Annotated in this window: 17 protein-coding genes; 8 read left to right on the top strand and 9 right to left on the bottom strand. The window is 40.4% G+C overall.

Going from position 1 to position 20,809, the window contains the following annotated elements:
• The first annotated feature begins 99 nt into the window (after positions 1 to 99).
• The 4 genes from SAE01_RS15890 to SAE01_RS15875 all read left to right on the top strand — a co-directional run bounded on the left by SAE01_RS15890 (position 100) and on the right by SAE01_RS15875 (position 4,787).
• Positions 100 to 891: a TerC family protein gene (locus SAE01_RS15890; protein ID WP_147204778.1), complete on the top strand. Its 792-nt coding sequence runs from the start codon at positions 100 to 102 to the stop codon at positions 889 to 891.
• A 219-nt stretch (positions 892 to 1,110) separates the two neighbouring features.
• Positions 1,111 to 1,722: a DUF3109 family protein gene (locus tag SAE01_RS15885; protein WP_147204777.1), complete on the top strand. Its 612-nt coding sequence runs from the start codon at positions 1,111 to 1,113 to the stop codon at positions 1,720 to 1,722.
• 119 nt (positions 1,723 to 1,841) lie between these two features.
• Positions 1,842 to 3,221 (top strand): LutB/LldF family L-lactate oxidation iron-sulfur protein, encoded by a 1,380-nt coding sequence (locus SAE01_RS15880; protein ID WP_147204776.1) that lies wholly within the window; start codon positions 1,842 to 1,844, stop codon positions 3,219 to 3,221.
• 252 nt (positions 3,222 to 3,473) lie between these two features.
• Positions 3,474 to 4,787, top strand: coding sequence for a DUF7033 domain-containing protein (locus SAE01_RS15875; protein WP_147204775.1), 1,314 nt, complete (start codon positions 3,474 to 3,476; stop codon positions 4,785 to 4,787).
• Between the two features lie 78 nt (positions 4,788 to 4,865).
• On the opposite strand, the gene purH is transcribed toward SAE01_RS15875, so the two are convergent.
• The 9 genes from purH to SAE01_RS15830 form a co-directional block, all read right to left on the bottom strand.
• Complete coding sequence (purH, locus tag SAE01_RS15870) at positions 4,866 to 6,392, bottom strand: bifunctional phosphoribosylaminoimidazolecarboxamide formyltransferase/IMP cyclohydrolase (protein WP_147204774.1); 1,527 nt, start codon at positions 6,390 to 6,392, stop codon at positions 4,866 to 4,868.
• Between the two features lie 132 nt (positions 6,393 to 6,524).
• On the bottom strand, positions 6,525 to 8,612 hold the full coding sequence (locus SAE01_RS15865) for a ComEC/Rec2 family competence protein (protein ID WP_147204773.1): 2,088 nt from the start codon (positions 8,610 to 8,612) through the stop codon (positions 6,525 to 6,527).
• Positions 8,613 to 8,784: 172 nt separating this feature from the next.
• On the bottom strand, positions 8,785 to 9,423 hold the full coding sequence (locus SAE01_RS15860) for a carbonic anhydrase (RefSeq protein ID WP_147204772.1): 639 nt from the start codon (positions 9,421 to 9,423) through the stop codon (positions 8,785 to 8,787).
• Entirely contained in the window at positions 9,420 to 10,988 is a 1,569-nt protein-coding gene (locus SAE01_RS15855; protein ID WP_147204771.1) for a SulP family inorganic anion transporter, read from the bottom strand. Before SAE01_RS15855 ends, SAE01_RS15860 begins: the two co-directional genes overlap by 4 nt.
• Positions 10,989 to 11,057: 69 nt before the next feature.
• Positions 11,058 to 11,366 carry a hypothetical protein gene (locus tag SAE01_RS15850; protein WP_147204770.1) on the bottom strand — a complete coding sequence of 103 codons (309 nt, stop codon included), beginning with the start codon at positions 11,364 to 11,366 and terminating at the stop codon, positions 11,058 to 11,060.
• Positions 11,367 to 11,495: 129 nt separating this feature from the next.
• Complete coding sequence (gene fabG / locus SAE01_RS15845; protein WP_147204769.1) at positions 11,496 to 12,245, bottom strand: 3-oxoacyl-[acyl-carrier-protein] reductase; 750 nt, start codon at positions 12,243 to 12,245, stop codon at positions 11,496 to 11,498.
• Positions 12,246 to 12,385: 140 nt separating this feature from the next.
• Complete coding sequence (locus tag SAE01_RS15840; RefSeq protein WP_147204768.1) at positions 12,386 to 13,483, bottom strand: hypothetical protein; 1,098 nt, start codon at positions 13,481 to 13,483, stop codon at positions 12,386 to 12,388.
• On the bottom strand, positions 13,480 to 14,112 hold the full coding sequence (locus SAE01_RS15835; RefSeq protein WP_147204767.1) for an ABC transporter ATP-binding protein: 633 nt from the start codon (positions 14,110 to 14,112) through the stop codon (positions 13,480 to 13,482). The genes SAE01_RS15840 and SAE01_RS15835 overlap by 4 nt, the downstream gene beginning before the upstream one ends.
• A 142-nt stretch (positions 14,113 to 14,254) precedes the next feature.
• Positions 14,255 to 15,787, bottom strand: coding sequence for a GH3 auxin-responsive promoter family protein (locus tag SAE01_RS15830; protein WP_147204766.1), 1,533 nt, complete (start codon positions 15,785 to 15,787; stop codon positions 14,255 to 14,257).
• Positions 15,788 to 15,944: 157 nt separating this feature from the next.
• On the opposite strand from SAE01_RS15830, the gene SAE01_RS15825 reads away from it, so the two are divergent.
• The 4 genes from SAE01_RS15825 to ispG all read left to right on the top strand — a co-directional run bounded on the left by SAE01_RS15825 (position 15,945) and on the right by ispG (position 20,655).
• On the top strand, positions 15,945 to 16,778 hold the full coding sequence (locus SAE01_RS15825; RefSeq protein WP_147204765.1) for a penicillin-binding transpeptidase domain-containing protein: 834 nt from the start codon (positions 15,945 to 15,947) through the stop codon (positions 16,776 to 16,778).
• A 67-nt stretch (positions 16,779 to 16,845) separates the two neighbouring features.
• Positions 16,846 to 17,856 (top strand): VWA domain-containing protein, encoded by a 1,011-nt coding sequence (locus SAE01_RS15820; protein WP_147204764.1) that lies wholly within the window; start codon positions 16,846 to 16,848, stop codon positions 17,854 to 17,856.
• Positions 17,844 to 18,479 (top strand): tetratricopeptide repeat protein, encoded by a 636-nt coding sequence (locus tag SAE01_RS15815; protein ID WP_147204763.1) that lies wholly within the window; start codon positions 17,844 to 17,846, stop codon positions 18,477 to 18,479. The genes SAE01_RS15820 and SAE01_RS15815 overlap by 13 nt, the downstream gene beginning before the upstream one ends.
• Before the next feature lie 106 nt (positions 18,480 to 18,585).
• Positions 18,586 to 20,655, top strand: a complete 2,070-nt coding sequence (gene ispG / locus SAE01_RS15810) for a (E)-4-hydroxy-3-methylbut-2-enyl-diphosphate synthase (RefSeq protein WP_147204762.1) — start codon at positions 18,586 to 18,588, stop codon at positions 20,653 to 20,655.
• Positions 20,656 to 20,809 lie beyond the last annotated feature (154 nt).

Genomic DNA, 20,809 nt, shown 5'->3' with positions numbered 1-20,809 from the left:
AGGTCCGATTATTTCTAACGGTGTAACGGCTTCCTACAAAAATTAGAAGAAACGACCATATATTCTTCTCTTATATTTGCCATTTTTAAATTGGAATTTATGGAGTACTTGTTCTCATTAGATGCACTAATAAGTCTGCTAACCCTTACAATTCTGGAAATTGTTCTAGGGGTTGACAACGTAATTTTTGTATCGATAATAATGGGTAGGATGCCCCAAAATCAGCAATTAAAAGCACGCCGGGTCTGGATGATAGCGGGCATTACTGTACGTGTTTTATTGCTAATGGCCTTGGGCTGGTTGATCAAGCAAAAGGGTAGCCCGCTTTTTAGTCTGTTTGGAAAGGGTTTTGATTTGGCCAGCCTCGTGATGATCGCGGGAGGTCTGTTTCTATTGTATAAAACCGTAAAGGAAATACACCACAAACTAGAGGGTGAAGAGGATGAATTTCAAAACGTTGGAAAAAAGCCGGCATCTTTTATCAATGCAATAGGACAAATTATCGTGGTTGATATGGTTTTTTCATTCGACAGCATCATTACAGCAGTGGGTATTGCGAACCATTTGGAAGTGATGATCCTTGCGGTGGTAGTAGCTATGTTCATCATGTTTATTTTTAGTCAAAGAATCGCAGACTTTATTAATCGTCACCCAACTTTAAAAATGTTGGCGCTCTCATTTTTAGTTATGGTAGGTATGGTACTAATTGTAGAAGGATGGTCGGGTGAGAAGGCCGAAGAGTTGCACCTTAAGAACTATGTATATTTTGGAATGGCTTTCTCGTTTGCAGTAGAATTATTAAACATGAAAATGAGAAAAACTGTTAAGCCAGCCACGCTAACCAAGCCTAATTTAGACGATGCCGGTTTGGGCGATATCGTAAAGAAATAACCCATTAGCATTTTAACTTTTAAACAAATCCGTTCTAATAAGACAGATTTTTTATGCGCTGGCTATTCTCTCTCTAATATTAATCGTTTTTGATTTTCTCCTACACCGGTAGTTCTCCGAATAATTACTTAAAATGGTACTACACCTACATTTTATAAGCATCTTTTTGCAACTATCTTTGTAATCGAACTTCGAGATTAAAGTGCAGAAACAAAGGTTATGATAGCAATTGAAAATATACTGGTTAGCGACCAGGTAGTAGAAGAACAATTTGTGTGTGACTTGACTAAGTGTAAAGGTGGATGTTGTGAAGATGGCGATGCGGGAGCTCCACTTGAAGTAGAGGAACTGGCTCATCTTAATAATGCTTATCCGTTTGTTAAATCATACATGACTGCTGAGGGTATTAGGGAAATTGAAAAAGCCGGCAAATATGTTTATGACCAGGAGTTTGGGTGGGTAACGCCAACTATTAACAGCGAGATTTGTGCGTATGGTTACAAAGACAAACAGGGCATTGTAAAGTGTGCCATTGAGCAGGCTTACAACGACGGCAAAATAACGTGGAAGAAACCTATAAGTTGTCACCTCTTCCCAATACGACTGAAAAAAAGCAAACATGGAGACACTGAGTTTGTAAATTATGAACCTCGAGAAGATTTATGTTCCGCTGCTTGTAAGCTTGGGAAAAAGTTGAAGGTGCCTGCTTATATCTTCTTGAAAGAAGCGATCATAAGAAAGTACGGAGAAGAATTTTTTGAAACGCTGGATGCTACAGCGAAATATATGCGGGAGTCGCAAATAGTTACGGGCAAAGGCAGAAGAAGATGAGTAAAGATTTAAACGTACAAGAGTGCGACGCAACGAAGCTTAATAGAGCTTCGAAGGGTTGGCACCAAAGAAAATAAAACGAAAGAATTAGTATTTATAAATTATTAATGACTTAAATCATGACCGAAACTGCCGAGTCGTTTAAAGCAAAGAGTACTATAAAATCTGATGATCGCGAGCATAGGCGTAAGATCAATTTTAATATCAATAAATATAACGCTGTTGTTCCTGTTGCCAAGCACCAGTTCTCTGAACTAATGGTGGCAAGGGAAAGAGCTAAAAACGCAAAGTGGCGGGCAATAGAAACGCTTGACCAGCAGTTGGAAGAATTTGAGCGGCAATTTACCAAACGGGGCGGAAAGGTAATTTGGGCCGAGACCGCCGAACAAGCGCTGGAAGCTGTAGAAAAGATTTGCAAGGAAAAAAATTGCAAGACGTTGGTGAAGAGTAAAAGCATGGTTACCGAAGAGATCCACCTGAACCAGTTTTTAGAAAAGCAGGGTATTGAAAGCGTGGAAACCGACTTGGGCGAGTACATCCAACAACTCGACGGTGAGGCTCCTTACCACATTGTTACCCCCGCGATGCACAAAAGCAAAGAAGACGTTGCAAAGCTGTTTGCTGAAAAGCTGGGAACTCCATCGGACCTTACACCGGAACAACTAACACTTGTAGCACGCGTAAAACTTCGTGAAAAATTCATCCAGGCCGAGGTGGGTGTTACCGGTGCAAACTTTATTATATCAGATATTGGCGCAATTGCTATTACAGAAAATGAAGGCAATGCAAGGCTAAGTTGTGCTTTCCCAAAAACACATATTGCTATCGTTGGCATCGAAAAGGTCATTCCTACTTTAGGTGACCTTGGTTTGTTTTGGCCACTGCTTGCCACTTATGGCACAGGTCAGAAAGTAACGGTGTACAATACTATCGTTACAGGCCCCAGACAGGAAGGCGAAACAGATGGCCCCGAGGACATGTATGTAATCTTCCTCGACAACGGCCGAACTAATCTTCTTAATAACCCAAAGACCAGGGAAGCGTTGTACTGCATCAGATGCGGCGCTTGTTTAAATGCTTGCCCGGTTTATAAAAACATTGGTGGTCATACTTATGAAACAACTTACAGCGGACCGATTGGCAGTGTAATTACTCCGCACTTGAAAGAGATGGACGATTACAAGCATTTGAGTAATGCGTCCTCTTTGTGTGGAAACTGTACCGAGGTTTGTCCGGTAAGAATAAACCTGCATGAGCTATTGCTCGAAAACAGGCATGAGGCAGTTGAGTTTGGAATGGCGACGTACGGAGAAAGGATTGCCTGGAAGGCCTGGAAAACCGGCAGCCTCAACCGGAAAATGATGAACCTGGGCAATGGCAAATTGAAGAATTGGATGATCAACAAAGTTTTTTCTGCGTGGACCGCACACCGAGGAAAGCTGAACTTTAGCAATAAGACTTTCAACGAAATGTGGGATGAAAGGAATGGCAAAGGTTAGGATGTTTTGTGGCAGACTTTGCAACTTTGGTTAATCATCGTTGCGATGCTCCGTTCGTCAGTTGAAATGCTATTTTGCTTTCTACAATTGTTATTGAGAAGAACATTAATAAATTTGGATAAAGGGAGTTGTTATGAAAGTAATACAGTTGCATAAAGAAATGTCTAATGAAGTAACATTTACGAAAGATGAACAGCTTATAATCTTTCCTAAGCTCGATATTTCTCTTAGCCTAAAGGATATCTACAATCCTTGAGTAGATTGTACATTTATACTCAAGCTCCTTCTTCCCGTGTAGATTATATTTTCTCTACATTACTAAGCGCTTTAGGCATTCAAGACTTCAGCTTCACTACCGATCAAACATTTTTTTCCCAGCTGCCTCACCCCAAAATAAATTATTCCGCTGAGCGGATAACAGCCGATGAACTTTGGATATCCCCTGCGAGGCTGCTATTTGAAACCCGAATAATTGAGCAGCAAATCATTTGTTTTGATTGCAATGGTTCCAAGGCCTTTTTTAAAACTTCTTACAGCGATTTTCCCTTTGACATTTTTGCCGCTTCGTTCTACCTGATCTCCCGGTACGAAGAATACTTGCCGCACAGAAAAGATATGTATGGCCGGTACGCACATGAGAACAGCCTGGCGTACAAAGAGGACTTTCTAAAACTGCCTCTCGTAAATATTTGGTTGCAGGAATTTCGTAAGACATTAGTTCAAAAATTCCCTTCCTCAACCTTCCACCCTAAACCTTTCACCTTCGTCCCTACCTACGATATCGACATTGCCTATAGCTATCTACATAAAGGGTTAGCAAGAAACTTCGGCGGTTTTATAAAAGCTATGTGGGCGAGCGAATGGGCCCGGGTAAAAGAAAGAATGAACGTGTTATTTGGAAAACAGCCCGACCCTTTTGATAGCTATCATTGGCTCCATGAATTACACCAGGCTCAACAATTAAAACCGATCTACTTTTTTTTGCTTGCCAGCCAAAACAAAGCTTATGATAAAAATATTCTTCCGTCAAAGCATGCGATGAAACAATTGGTCCGTCAACATGCAGAGCGATATGAAGTGGCCATTCATCCCTCCTGGCAAAGTGGCGATAAAGAAGAATTATTAAAAGAAGAACTTAAAGCGCTTGAAAAAATATCGGGCAAAAAAATCACTAAAAGCCGGCAGCACTATATAAGAATGAATTTGCCCGAGACTTATAGAAGATTGCTTGATACCGGACTTACAGAAGATTACTCGATGGGTTACGGAAGTATAAATGGTTTTAGAGCTTCTTATTGTTTGCCCTTTTTTTGGTACGATTTACAACAAGAGGAAATAACAAAACTTCTCATCTACCCTTTTTGCTACATGGACGCCAACTCCTACTATGAGCAACACTACAATTGCGATGAAGCTTTGAAGGAAATGGAGCACTATTTTAGAATAACGAAAGAAGTCAACGGACTACTAATTACAATCTGGCACAATCACTTCCTGGGAACGGATAAGATGTTTAGAGGTTGGCGAGAAAGCTATATAACAATGTGTCAGAACCTGAATTTTTAGGATTAAAGGATTTGGAGGATAGAAGTAAATAGGCACCCTTTCCTCCAAATCCTTAAATCTTTTAAATCACGGTTCAGACTAATGCTTAAAATGCCTCATACCGGTGAACACCATCGCGAGGTTATTTTGTACACAATACTCTATGCTGTCTTTATCTCTTATTGAACCACCTGGCTGAATAAATACCTCTATGCCTTCAGCATGTGCGATTTGCACCGAGTCATTAAAAGGGAAAAACGCATCAGAGGCTAACACCGCTCCGTGTAAATCGAAATTAAATTGCTTCGCCTTTTCTATTGACTGCCTTATAGAATCGATGCGGCTTGTTTGGCCACACCCTTTGCCAACAAGTTGTTTATTTTTTATCAGGGCGATTGCATTGCTCTTTAAATGTTTGCAAACAAGATTAGCAAATTCTAAATCTGCTCTTTCAGATTCTGTAGTTTCTCTGCCGCCAACCTCTTTCCATTCTACAAAATTTCCCTTGTCGCGGTCTTGTCTTAAAATACCATTTGCTACAGCTTTAAACTGCTCAGTTGCTTCGAAAGCACCTTTCAACTGCAGCAAAATCCGGTTCTTTTTCTTCTGCAAGATCTCCATTGCATCGCTATCGAAACCGTACGCAATTAATACTTCAAAAAAGATTTCATTAATTGCCTCAGCCGTTGCTTTATCAATTGTTCCGTTACAAACCAAGACGCCACCAAATGCACTTTCCGGATCACCTGCTAAAGCAAAGTCCCACGCCTCCTTTATAGTTGCCCTCGATGATACGCCGCAAACATTGGTGTGTTTTATAATTGCAAATACAGCATCAGTTTCTGCGGAAGAATAAGCAGGAAACTCATTGATGAGTTCTATCGCCGCATCAACATCTACGAGGTTATTGTACGACAATTCCTTGCCATGCAACTGTTGAAAGATCTTACTCAAATCGCCTTCAAAAACAGCCTTTTGATGCGGGTTTTCACCATACCGTAAAGATTGTTTTGCAACTCCATCCGCGCCAACTGCACTCGCCGGATTAAAATAATTGCTAATAGCAATATCATAATTCATCACAATTTTAAAAGCCTTTGCGGCAAATTGTTTACGTTGCTCAAGCGTTGTTTCACCCTTTTGCTCAACCAGCAATTTTTCTAGTGCTGCATAATCATCTTTTGCCGCTACGACCAAAAGGTCCTTAAAATTCTTCGCAGCAGCACGTATCATCGATGGGCCGCCAATATCAATTTTTTCTATGATTTGCTTTTCATCCGTAGTCGATGCAAGCGTCTCTTCAAAGGGATAGAGATCAACAATCACCAAATCAATTTCAGGAATATTGTATTGTTTCATCTCCTGCATATCCTGGTCAAGATCACGTCTTCCAAGAATGCCACCAAAAACAGCAGGATGCAAAGTCTTCACCCGCCCGCCTAAGATAGATGGGTAGGTCGTCAGGCTTTCAACGGGTACGCAATCAATACCAAGATCCCTGATAAATTTTTCTGTTCCACCCGTTGAGTAAATAGTTATTCCTAACCCCTGCAAGCGTTTCGCAATGGCATCAAGGCCTTCTTTATAAAAAACTGAAATCAGTGCAGATTGAATTTTCTTTTGCATGTTTGGTAAGATTAAAAGCAGTGTTTTTTAAATTGACAAACGATAGCAACAACGTTCAGCATCCTTGCGACGCTCCGTTCAACTCTTATAATTCTATTGTTGCTTTTTCAACGCGTATTATTTCAACTCTAATTATAAGTCCAAAACAAAAGCGCCATTATCAGAAGTTGAATAATTTGGCAAATGTAATCGCTCGCAATCTTTTTTCCACTGATTGATTTTCCACGCACTGTTTGAACCATCGAAAACAAATTGCTTACAATTAAAAACTCCTACAAGATCATCAATACTGAAACGGGGATTGTGAGAGATGATGATAACATCCACGAAAATTCTGGCAGCACTTTCAAACCGAAATGACTTATCAACTACCAATATTCTTTTTCCGCCAAACCAGAAAAATGGCTTGCTTATATACAAACCTTCAAGGTCGCTTGCTGAACCAACTTGATGCAAAGTTCGCGATGGTTTTAAATGAAAGTTTTCCAGGTATTTATCCGCCAGTAACGCTGCATCGCCCGTAAAGGCATACTGCTTTCCAGCAACGAAATCGATGGCATTGCGTTGTGGGATATTATAAACAATCATTTTTTCCTGCCCCCTTCGGCCGTAGTCCTCGTAACTATCTATCGCGATAAAAAGCAGCATGGAAGTCAAACCTATAAACAAGGCTCTTTTTGTCTTATTTAATAGCCACCAGCCAATACTGATAATAAGGATGTACAGTAAAATAGTTTGAACGAGGCTATTTTGAATACCATCATAAACAGCGTAAGGAAAGCTGTTGACACGTTCAATAAAACCATTCATTATAGCGAGCATTCCCGAAGTCACAATACCAACAAAGTTTGCAACGGCCGGGGCAAAAGAAACAATCAGCAAGGTTAATTCAGCAAATAAAACAAGAGATGATAACGGAACGATTACCATATTTGTTAGCAGGAAAAAGGTCGGAAATTGATGAAAGGCGTAAAAGATAACTGGTATCGTTAGTACCTGGGCCGCTATAGTAACCGACGTTAGTTTCCACAAAAAATCAAGACTTTTATTTTTTAGGTAAAACCAGTTATACACTGGTTTTTGAAAAGTAATTATACCAATAACAGCAGCATACGAAAGTTGAAATCCCGCATCCCACAAATAGTATGGGTTTACGCAAAGCATTACAAATGCAGATGAAGCAAGCGTGTTATAAATAGATGATTTTCTATTGAGCGTTTCGCCCAAAACGATAAACGAAAACATAACTGCAGATCTAAGAATGGAAGGAACTCCACCGGCCAGCAATGTAAATACCCACAAGACAGTTAGAATGATAATTGGCTTTACGAGGCGGATCCACTTAGTTCTCCTGAAAGGTCTCATCAACCAGACAAGTACCATATATATCATTCCCAAATGCAAACCAGAAATAGCAATGATATGAACGACTCCTGTGTTGCTATATGCCTGCACAAGGTCTTTATCAAGATCATTTCTGTACCCGATCAAAAGTGCTTCTGCAACCCCTGCTTCCCGGTCGGGTTTTATGTATTCCTGCAATTTCTTAATCACCCATCCACGAACGTTGAAAAGCCAATTTTTAAAAGCACTTCCATTTGTGGAAGAAGCGACCCTGTACTCATCACCCTTTAAAAATACCTGGTGAAAGATTCCCTGGAAAGCTGTGTATTGTTTGTAATCGAAGCCGCCCGGGTTACCCGAGTTTTTAATTTGCTGCAACCGTTTATCGAACAATATTTGGGAGCCATACGTCAACGTTTGAATGTTGTCTTTGCTGAAATAAACCAACATCCTTCCTGTGGCTTCTTTCCAGTCTCCGCTTGCGTACACTGCGTCAACTGTGGCTTCAGCTTTATAGGTTTTTGCTTTTTCGATTAATGGCTCCTGTAATGTTATAAGTACTGTTACACTGTCTGCCCGGCAGTTTCCTATCCAGTTCTTTTTATTGCTGCTGTCTTGTTTGTGCACTAGTAATGCACCTGATATAATCAGCGCAAAATGTATGGCAACACCTGGGAGCCATCTGAAAGAATATTTAGCAGAGAAAGTAAGGAGGTAATAAATGCAACCTATAGAAGCGGTGAAGGCGGCAAGTATTAGGAGTTGTGTGACGGAGAAAGGAAAGATAAATTGAATAAGTATCCCTGCTATTAATGGAATTATCAGCCTGAGAAAAGGTATCTGCTTCCATAAATAAGGGCGGGTACGAAGAGGCATTAAATATGACGGCTTTTATAAATGTAATAATAAAGAAGAAGGCCCGCAAGGTTTAAATGTTTGCGGACCTTCTTTTAAATATCACGATAAAAGCTTCCTACTGTTGCTACAGATGAACGTACTGCGTCGCAAGAGAAGCTTCATAGAATAACTTCTGCCTGACCCAAAAAAACTAGCGAAAGTTCTCGTATTCATAAACAGGATCTATATGAGTTCCTGCTTCCATCTCGAAAATTGGATTTATCAACCCATTAGAAAGACTGTACACCCAGCCATGTAGGTGAGGCCGGTTTTCCTCCTTCCACGCTTTTTGTACAATGGAAGTTTTTGCAAGGTTCATTACCTGCTCTTTTACCGTTAATTCAATTAGCCGGTTAACCCTTTCGTCTCCTTCACCCAGCTTGTCAAGTTCTGCCCGGTGCAGACGATACACATCTTTTATGTTTCGTAGCCACATGTTAAGAACCTGCTTATGGTCGTTATTTGTAAGCGCAGCTTTTACGCCGCCGCAACCATAGTGCCCGCAAATAATTATGTGTTTTACTTTAAGTACCGACACTGCATATTCAAGTACGCTCAATAAATTAACATCGGTATTGATTACCAGGTTGGCAATGTTGCGATGAACAAAGATTTCACCTGGCTGCGTTCCGGTAATTTCATTTGCAGGAACACGGCTGTCGCTGCAACCGATCCACAAGAACTCGGGTGTTTGCAAATGCTCTAACCGTGAAAAGAACTCAGGATCATCTTCTACCTTTTCCGTTGCCCATGCTTTATTTTCTAATAATAATTTTTCGTATGATGTCATCTTACTAGCAGTTTAGGTTGTTCGTTAAATAATGTATGCATGCTTTTGTACATGCTTTTTTTAATCTCTACTTTTATATTCTTTAAGTGGGCATGCTTCAGGAAATTATTGATTTCTTCAATAATGTCTTTATCAATAAAATCGGCTCGTGTTGCATCAATTATGATAAAGGAGTTGGCAGGCACTTCCTCGAGCTTTTGCTTTACAATTGGTTTGTTTAAAAACGAGACATCTTTTCGCAAACGTACAAGATACCTGTTTTCGTCATTCACTACAAATACAGAAGACCTGAAATTACTTCTTATCATGAAGAATAAACCCACCATAACGCCTATCACAATACCTATCAGCAAATCAGATAATAGTATTGCTACAATGGTAACAACAAAGGGAATAAACTGATCCCAGCCTCTCACATAGAACTCTTTAAACAAACCGACTTTTGCCAGCTTGTACCCTGTAAATATCAGGATAGCTGCTAAAGCGGACAGCGGTATAAGGTTCATCACCTTTGGAATGAAGAAAACGGAAAGAAGTAATAACGTCCCGTGAAAAATGGTAGACATCTTGGTCTTCGCACCGGCCATCACGTTGGCTGAACTTCTTACAATAACAGATGTAAGTGGCAAGCCACCAATTAATCCAGACACCATATTTCCCACACCCTGCGCTTTTAATTCACGGTTGGTTGGTGTTACTCTTTTAAACGGGTCAAGCTTATCCACCGCTTCAATACCTAACAGAGTTTCAAGACTTGCCACGATTGCTATCGTTAAACCGCTGATCCAAACCTGTGGATTCTTAATAAAAGAGAAATCGGGGAAAGTAAAGAAAGAAACAAACATTGCAGGAGTGTCGGCAATTGGCAGTGTAACTAAATGTTTGTCCTCAAGTTCAAAACCCGGGGAGTATGACTTGAAAAGAATATTTAAAACTACCGCCACTAAAACGACCACAAGCGGACCGGGAACAAGAGTCAGCGCTTTCTTTGCTTTAAAAGCCTTCGTTTCCCACAGTATCAAAATAAACATTGACACGAAACCAATAATAGCAGCAGCAGGAGTAATTACGTTGAAGATCTTGAATAGCTCAGAAAATGTATTTTCATTATCAGCCTGAACGAAAGACTGATCCCCTTCATAATCTTTGTCATAACCAAAAAAGTGTGGCAATTGCTTCATAATAAGGATCAATCCAATTGCTGCCAACATTCCTTTGATTACAGAGTTTGGAATATAATCGCCTATGACTCCTGCTTTTAAAAAGCCGAAGATCGTTTGGATAACGCCTGCAATAACAACGGCTACGAGAAATGCTTCATATACCTGTAGCTTAGTGATTGCTGCAACAACAATTGCAGTCAGTCCGGCAGCTGGCCCGCTCACGCTAAGTTGTGAACCACTTAATGTTCCTATAACAATGCCGCCGACAATGCCGGCAATAATACCCGAAAAAAGAGGTGCACCGGAACCCAATGCAATACCTAAACAAAGTGGCAGCGCCACCAAAAACACGACGATAGCAGACGGTAAATCCGACCCTACGTTCTGTAAATACTTTTTCATGCAGAAATAGATAGATTATCTAATTAATTAAAATCAGAAGTAAACAATAAAATAAAATAAGAGGCCTGTTTAGCAAACAGCGTCTGGCGGAGGAGTAACTACTTCTGTAGAATGATTAGATGGTATCTGCTCTGAATGATGAATATAGGCAAGGGCCTTGTTATCAGATGCGAAAGAGTCTGGAGTTGTATAATTTGCCGGGGGCAAGAAAGGATGATTAAATTTTACGCTAGGGTCTTTTCCAAGGTCATCAGCGTCATGAGGTAATTCTTCTGTCCATTGATTACTTGCAAGCACCTTTCCAATTTGCTTTATTGGCAACATTTGCATTACCATCAGCAAGCACAGAAAAAACGATATGACCTTTAGTTTTATCATCCGGAGGTGCAAAGATAACCGATGGCATTTATTAATCAATAATAGATATCAGTTTAACAAGGAAATGACAAACTAACACATGATAGCAATTGCCTTCACAAATTTTTCTCGTTCCAAAAGAATTTGCCCTTAAATATTCAAACCTCCGCAAACGCTGATTACCTGCCCGGTAACATACGAGCTCATATCGCTTGCAAGATATAAAGTGGTATCAGCAACTTCTTCTGCTTTGGCAAAACGACCCAAAGGTATTTTTTGTAAGAAAGCAGTAGAAGCTTCTCCTTCTTTTAGGTAATGTGTCATGTCGGTTTCAACAAAGCCGGGTGCAATTGCGTTGCAACGAATATTTCTACTTCCTACTTCATGCGCCATCGATTTTGTAAAACCAATGATGCCTGCTTTTGATGCTGCATAGCTGCTTTGCCCTGCATTTCCACGCATTCCAATAATGGAGCTCATGTTTATAATGCTGCCTTTCCTTGCTTTCATCATCGGCTTTATTACCTGCTTGGTCATATTAAATACACTCTTCAGGTTGGTGGTCATTACATCATCCCATTGCTCGGGGGTCATACGAAGTAACAGGTTATCCTTACTTATTCCGGCATTATTTACACACACGTCTATTGTTCCAAATTCTTTGATCGCAGCGTTCACCATTGCCTCACATTCTGCAAACACACCGGCATTACTTTTATAAGCTTTTGCCTTTACACCAAGACCTTGCAAACGCTCTTCAAGTGCCTTTGCTTTATCGTCACTGCTTACGTAAGTAAAGGCAATGCTTGCTCCGTGCTCCGCTAATTTTAGAGCAACCGCCTCACCAATTCCACGACTAGCGCCGGTAACAATAGCCACTTTTCCTTCAAGAAGTTTCATATGTGTGTTTTAATTATGAAGTGAGCAAAAGTAAATAAATTGAACATCGTTGCGTCGCACTCTTGTACATTTTATTCTCTCATCAGCAACCCTGCAAAACCATTATTGTCTCCGGAACAATAAACACCAAAAGCACATTTTCATTGTTTTTCGTATTGATAAAAATAAGAGCTGTAAAGAACAAAAGCTAAAGCCAAAATCATCGCTGCAAGCAAAACACCCGGGTCGTAGAGTATTACAAAAAAGCAAGCAGCACTAATGGCAAAAACAATTCTGATGAACTGCTCCATGTTCGTTTTCTCTAATAGCAACACTACATGAAACATACAGATCAGGGCAATTAACATTAATACTAGTTGTGGGTAATTATAGATCGAAAACTGGGTATGAATTCCCTTAAGCAAGAAAACCATTTCCGGCAAAAGCAGGATTAGATACAAGGCAATCGATTTAAAAAAACGACCAATCAACGTTATTGGCAGGTTTTTGCTGAATTGTAAATATTCATCCTCAAACATTCTTACCTCAAAAACGATGGCACAATGAGCGGCGGCAGTAATTAGAAGGCAAAGCTGAACGGGTCTTATATCAGCTCTTTCAGGCTGGTATAATTGTATGAAGCCATATAATAACAAGAGAGAAAAAATCTTTGTTATTAATAGCATTTGCTTTCGATCTTTTAGAAGAAAATACAGAGGATATAAAAAATACGGCTTACGTAATTCTAACCCCAATGATGGAATTGCGAGCCCTTTATAGTTTAAAGGTTTTCGTTGCAAAACCTTCAGATATAAAAAAGGTGTCAGCACCAGCACCATCAAGTTAAAGAGTATTACTTCGATAGCAGCTAAATAATGATGCTGTTTAAGAGCTATCGCTACAATAGCTATAGAATACAGCAGAACAGGCATGTACACTTGCACCTGTACATACAACTGCAGGAGATAATTTTTTTTATCGGGCAAACAATTGAGGCAAAACAAAAAAGACTGGTGTTGATGTTTTAACTGTTTACTTATGTAGTCGACGCACTTGATATTATAAAGCAGCCAAACCACCATTACCAGCGCCAAAAATGTTTGGCTCTGAACGACACCTGTAATCAAAGAGTAATGAAACGCAAGCACCGAATAAGGCAGCCCGAATAAAACGAAAAATGCAAACATGAATAGCCCTGCGTTAACTCGAAAGAAATAATTTACTAAAACCTTTTGCAGTATAGCAAGCGCTTTCCTCATTCGCTGTTTTTGTGAATCGTTCTGTTTTCAACTAAAAGCTTTCCGGTAAATCCTAGTTGCTCACTTCGTACTGCTTGGTGAGAGGTAATGATGAAAGAGACGCCCTTTTTATAACTATCATTAATCATTGTACAAATTGCATTTACTGCACTTGCATCAATCGTTATTAAGGGCTCGTCGAGCAGTATTATTTTAGGTTGTCCGATAAACGCAAGTGCGAGACTTACCTTCTTTATCATGCCACTTGAATAGGTTCCGATTGATTGAGTATATGCGTCAAAAACATGAAGCTGTTTTAATAATTCCTGCGCAAATAATATATCCCCGCCTTTTGTTTGACAATACAGTTCGACTAGATCTCTTGCCGTGAGAAATGAAGGATACAATGGTTCCGCTTCTGCATAATTAACCAGCTTTACAAATTGCTGGCGTTGCTTTGTGATCGTTAGATTGTTGAGAGAAATCGTTCCATTAAAAGGATGGAGACCGGCAATCATTTTAAGGAAAGTGGTTTTACCGGAACCATTTTCTCCCTGCACCCACCATAGGCCTTCCTCAATAAATAGTGAAGGGATATCTATTGCTAAAAAACCTCCGTAATATTTCTGAACGTTAGTAAGTCGAAGCATTAGAATTGGTAAAATTAGCTGGAGTGAAAATGCCTTATGGACAAGCTGCACAAAGGTTTACAGACGAACGGAATGCGACGCAAGAATGAGGCTATGGAAAACTTCTGCCTGTACCATTACAAATATTGCAACGAACGCTTTATCAAAAACACTTGTTTGCTTTTTCGCCGTTGGCAATCGCAAGAATCTCTTCGATATACTTTCGATCGTTACTTAGCCGTGGTACCTTATGCTGACCGCCGAGCTTGCCCTTGCTTCTTAACCATTCTTCAAAAACGCATTTATTTAAAGCATGAACAACCGGCATTTTCAAAGCAATGTCCTTATGTCGCTTTGCTTCATAATCGCTGTTGACGTTTTTCAAAGCGGTGTCTAATTCGTAAGTAAACAAGCCGAGATCTGAAGGTGCTTTTTCAAATTCAACCAACCATTCGTGGCCCCCGTTTCCGCGTTCGCTAAAATAGATGGGGGCGGCAGTATAATCTTTTACGATTGCCCCCGTTTTTTCACTTGCCACGGCAATCGCACGGTCAGAATTATCAACGATTACCTCTTCGCCAAAAGCATTAATGAAGTGTTTGATGCGGCCTGACACTTTAATTTTAAATGGAGCCTTCGATACAAACTGAACAGTGTCGCCAATAAGGTAACGCCATAACCCACCGTTGGAGCTTATAACCACAGCATAGTTTTTTCCGAGCTCAACTTCATCGAGTTGCAAGGTTTGAGGGTTTTCCTTGCCATATTCTTCCACGGGCATAAACTCGTAAAAAATGCCGTGTTGCAAAAACAGCAACATGCCTTCTTCATCCGGATTATTTTGTGCTGCAAAAAAACCTTCGCTTGCATTATAAAGGTCAATGTAGTTAATGGGAGCTCCTATCAGTTTCTCAAATTGCTCTCGATAAGGTGTAAAAGACACACCGCCATGAATATAGAGTTCCAGATTTGGCCAGACTTCTTTCAAAGTTTGCTTTCCTGTTATTTCAAGTATCCTTTTTATTAAAACCAAAGTCCAGGTCGGGACGCCGCTGATGCTGGTAACGTTTTCAACAATGGTGGTTTCGGCAAGTTTTTCGATCTTAGTTTCCCATTCATCCAATAGGGCAATTGACAACTCAGGGGTGCGTAACCAATGGCCCCAAAAAGGAGTGTTCTGCATTAGCACAGCGCTCAGATCTCCAAACTGGGCTTCTTCATTTAGTTTACTGACCTGGTGGCTGCCACCAATGACAAGGCCCTTGCCCATCAAAAGATCACTATCAGGGTTGTAATTGTAGTATAAAGTCAGGACGTCTTTTGTACCCTGGAAGTGGCTTTCCCCAAGGCTTTCCTCTGAGACAGGAATGAACTTGCTTTTTTCACTTGTAGTGCCACTGCTTTTAGCAAACCAGGTAATGGGTGTGTTCCATAAAAGATTCTGTTCGCCCTGCATGCACCGTTCGATGTAAGGTTTCAGGTCATCGTATTCGTGGATAGGAACAGCTTCTTTGAAACTTTTAAGGGTGTACAATTTTTCAAATCCATACCTCCGACCGATTTCTGTGTACTGGGCTGAAGTGATCAAATCCTGCAATAATTCGAATTGAACAGAGACCGGATTATTCATCCAATGTTCAATTCTCCAAAGCCTAAATCTGGCTAATCTCGATATGGCAGGGCTTAAAAGTTTCATTAGATGTATGAAGAGCAAATATATAAATGATACGAAAATTGGACCGATTATTTTAAGCTTCTATATATATCCTACGAAAGGCTACTTTAAAAAGAACGAGGCCTGAATCAAAACAAATGCATCGCATGTCGTGTTCTATCTTTGCAAAAATTTTTACATGAGGAATTGGTTTTGCTTTATCATACTTGCACTTACTATTGCATCGTGCGGACAAAATAACGTGGTGGTTGATAACAGCCTTAAGAAGTTCTTTGATGACAATCATGTAGAAGGAACTTTCGGCCTGTTTAATAATGGAAACGGAGAATTTACCATCTATAATTTAAACCGTTTTAAAGACAGTACTTACCTGCCTGCATCTACCTTTAAAATTGTTAATTCTCTTATCGCCCTTGAGAGCGGAAAAATTACTGACGAAAAAATGGTGATAAAGTGGGATGGAGTCGTTCGTAGATATCCCTTAGGTGACACCGCTACTGCATGGAACAAAGACCTCACAATGGAGGAAGCGTTTAAAGTCTCGGCCGTTCCTTATTACCAGGAAATTGCCAGGCGAATTGGAAAAGACATGATGCAATTCTGGATTGATACTTTAGGATATGGCTCACGGTACCAGAAGCATAAGATTGGAAAGATCGACACGTTTTGGCTCGACAACTCTATAAAAGTCACGCCGGACGAACAATTGGGATTGGTAAAAAAACTTTATTTCGACCAGTTGCCTTTTCAAAAAAGAAGCATGCGCATTGTTAAAGAAGTAATGGCAATGGAAAAGAATTCTAATTATACCCTTGCATATAAAACCGGGTGGGGATTTCGCGAAAACGGAAACTCTTTAGGTTGGATGATAGGTTGGGTTGTTGAGAACCAACACCCTTATTTTTTCTCCCTCAATATTGAAGGTGCTCATGACCTGCCAATGCCTGATGTAAGAATGAAAATGATGAGAGGCATCCTGAAACAATTAGGTTTCCTTGAAGGCAAAATGTAATTGGTTCATTTTTTGTTTTCCTTAGTAAACATCTCTGTAGCTTGCGCTAAATGCATTATTTCATTTAATGGTATCCTTTCAAAATACTGACTTTTTATTGGGCCTGCTGGTCCTCGTTCCGATTACTTTATTGTTTGTACTGGTTCTTCGATGGAAGAAAAAAGTAAAGAAACAAATTGGTGATGAAGAGTTGGTGAATGCACTCACGTCTGATTATTCACCCAGGTATTTCAATTATAAATTTCTTCTAATCATTGCTGCCCTTGCCCTGTGTGTTGTAGGAGCCGCCAACATGAGAACGCCAGCACCAGGAAACACTGGCAACAGAACAGGCGTGGACGTAATGGTTGCGCTTGATGTAAGTAATAGTATGCTCGCGCAAGACATAAAGCCAAACCGTTTAGAGCGGGCCAAGCAAGTGCTTAGTAAGATCATCGATAAAATGGGCAATAACCGGCTAGGCATGGTCGTTTTTGCCGGGCAAGCTTTTTTGCAAATGCCTCTTACAACTGACCTTGGTGCAGCTAAATTGTATGTGTCTAATGCAAGTCCTGATGCTGTGCCAACACAGGGTACTGTAATCGGCGATGCATTAAGGCTCTGCAATACTTCGTTAGATACGAAAGAAAAAAAATACAAAGCAGTCATACTTATTTCGGATGGTGAAGACCATGATGAAAAAGCCACTGCAGTTTTAAAAGAACTACAAGACAACGGAGTAGTAGTTCATACAATTGGAATTGGCTCCCCTGACGGTGCACCAATTTTCGATCCTGGAACAAATGACTTTAAAAAGGATGAAAGCGGTAATACTGTTGTGTCAAAATTAAATGAGCAGGATTTGCAAATGATAGCAACACAAACGGGTGGTGAATACAATTTGTTTTCAACAGCAGATGAAGTTGCAAATCGTGTGGCGGCTTCGATAGACCAGATGGAAAAGAAACAGATCGGTGGAACCGGAATAAGGGTTTACAACTCTTACTTTCAATGGTTTTTACTCGTTGCTGTTATTTTCCTTATCCTAGAAATAATTATTCCTGAACGAAAAATGAAGTGGCTGTCATGGGGAAAATAGCGTTAACGATATTATTTTCAATCATAACTGTAATTGCAAATTGCCAGCAGGAAAAGCCTTTGGTAATAAAAGGCAACGAGCTTTATAAAAAGCAGCAGTATGATAAAGCCGCTGAAGAATATCAGAAAGCAGCCGATATAAATGAAAAGAACCCGTTGGCGATGTACAACCTCGGCAACGCATTGTATAAAAGCAAAAAAACGGAAGCAGCTGAAAAAGTTTATGATAATGCTGCAGAAAATGCAAAGGATCCAAACGGAAAATCAAGGGCAGTATATAACAAGGGGGTTGCACTAACAAGGCAGCAGAAATTACAGGAAAGCATAATGGCTTATAAGGATGCTCTTCGGTTAATTCCAACGGATGAAGAAGCTCGCCAGAACCTGCAAAAGGCATTGAATGAATTAAAAAAGCAACAACAGCAGCAGCCCAAAGAGGATAAGAAAAAGCAGGATAAGGACAAACAGAAGCAAAAGCCAAACGACCAACCCCAGAATAAAAGTAAGCTCAATCAAAAACAAGCGGAACAGATGCTCAATTCCCTAAGACAGGAAGAGAAAAAACTTCAGCAAGGCATCCAGAAAAAGAATAATACCGGCGGCGCAAATGGCAAAGATTGGTAGCAGCCCAATTGGGAGGTTTTGAACCAGGAATCATCAATTCGAAAGTACTCATTCCTAATTCGTTATTTCTAATTCCTAATTTCCCATTTCCTAATTTAATATCATCATGCAACTATACTGTAACTCATTAACCGAATATAAAAGATTAGCTACCCGCGAAGTCAAAGTTGGAGATTTAGTCTTAGGCAATAATCATCCAATAAGGCTTCAAACTATGACGACTACTGATACCATGGATACGATTGGTACAGTAGAGCAAACTATCCGTTGTATAGAAGCTGGTGCTGAGCTGGTTCGCATAACAGCACCTAGTAAAAATGAAGCGGAAAATCTTCGCAACATAAAGGAAGAACTAAGAAGACGTGGCTACACAACCCCTCTAATTGCAGACATACATTTTACACCTAATGCAGCCGAAATCGCCGCACGAATTATTGAGAAAGTGCGTGTTAATCCCGGTAATTACGTTGACAAAAAGAAGTTTGAATTCATCGATTACACCGATCTTGAATACAACGAAGAAATAGACCGTATCAGGGAACGTTTTACTCCGCTTGTAAAAATTTGTCGCGAGTATGGAACAGCTATGCGGATCGGCACCAATCATGGCAGTTTAAGCGATCGTATCATGAGCCGCTACGGCGACACGCCGATGGGAATGGTTGAAAGTGCGATGGAGTTTTTACGTATAGCAAGGGCAGAAAGTTATCATAGTATTGTGCTTAGCATGAAGAGCAGCAATCCCCAGGTCATGGTCCAAGCTTACCGGCTGCTCATTCAGCAAATGATGCAGGAGTTTAACGAATGTTATCCTTTACACCTTGGCGTTACCGAGGCCGGTGATGGAGAGGACGGAAGGGTTAAAAGTGCTGCCGGTATTGGCACTTTGCTCGAAGATGGAATTGGCGATACTATTCGCGTCAGCCTTACAGAAGATCCTGAATTTGAAATACCGGTTTGTCGTGATCTAGTTAAGAGATATGAAAACAAGATGACGGATGACAGAAGTAAGATAACAGACAGCAACACTAATCTGTCATATAACAACAATCAACTGTCAACTGTCCCCCCTGTCATTCCCCCTGTTGAAAAAATTCCTTACGACCCTTTTGTATATAAGAGAAGAGCTACGTTTGCTGTTGACAATATTGGCGAAAAACACGTCCCCGTTGTAATTGCTGACTTTAGTAAAATTGATAAAATAACTCCGGCCCATTTACAAAGCATTGGTTATACCTATAATGAAGCAACGGATAAGTGGGCTATCAGTGATGCTGCTGCAGACTATGTTTTTACCGGCAGCCAAATTTTGTCTTTCGCGCTACCAGGCACTTTAAAGGTAATAGTGTATCCTAACGCGTGGCTGCAGGTTGAAGACAAAACAAAGTACTTCCCAATATTTCAAGATAGTGGTTATGTAAAAGCCGATGTAAAAAGCAATCTCAATTTTGTAATGATTGACTGCTTTAACGACACCACGTCTGTAAATGACTTTACGCATTTAGATGCACTGGCTAATGATCCGACTGTCGTGCTTTGCCTTAGCAGCACTCATCCTCATGCGATGCCCGCAGTTCGTCGCATGTTCATGGAATTAGAACTTAGAAACGTTCTCAATCCCGCGGTTATCATCTGCGACAGCTACTGGCAAACTGCAGATGAACATCTCATTCATTATGCAACCGAATGCGGCGCCCTTTTGCTCGACGGTTTTGGTGACGGCGTTTGTCTTGGTATGAACAGCAATGCATACAACAGTGCTTCAGCAAACAATGCTTCTGGAAGAAATTACCTAAACAACGCGACCATTGAACAGTTTATTAATTCAACCGCTTTCAGCATTCTTCAGGCGACACGTACCCGCATTTCTAAAACCGAATACATCTCGTGCCCTTCCTGCGGCCGTACCCTTTTCGAGTTGCAGGAGACTACAGCTAAGATTCGTGCAGTAACCAATCATTTAAAGGGTGTTAAGATTGCTATCATGGGTTGCATCGTTAATGGTCCCGGTGAAATGGCTGATGCAGATTTCGGCTATGTGGGTAGCGGTGTTGGAAAGATTACTTTGTACCGGGGTAAAGAGGTGGTAAAGCGAAATGTAAACAGCGATATAGCTGTATCAGAATTAATCATGCTGCTAAAAGAAAGTGATGCATGGGTTGAGCCGGCTGTCTAAACATTTCTAAAAATTTGGATGTTTCTTTTTGTACCAGCGTTTGTCTTTCAATTAATCATCGTTGCGTCGCACACAGCAACTGCATGTTTTCTATTGATCGTTTGAACCCCATTCCTTTATACGTGGAAAGAAAAGGAAAGTCGCAAAATGATAT

Source organism: Segetibacter aerophilus, from assembly GCF_007991655.1.
Classification (GTDB): Bacteria; Bacteroidota; Bacteroidia; order Chitinophagales; family Chitinophagaceae; genus Segetibacter; species Segetibacter aerophilus.
Note: the sequence above shows the minus strand (reverse complement) of the source record. Positions and strands in the feature narration are given on the sequence as shown.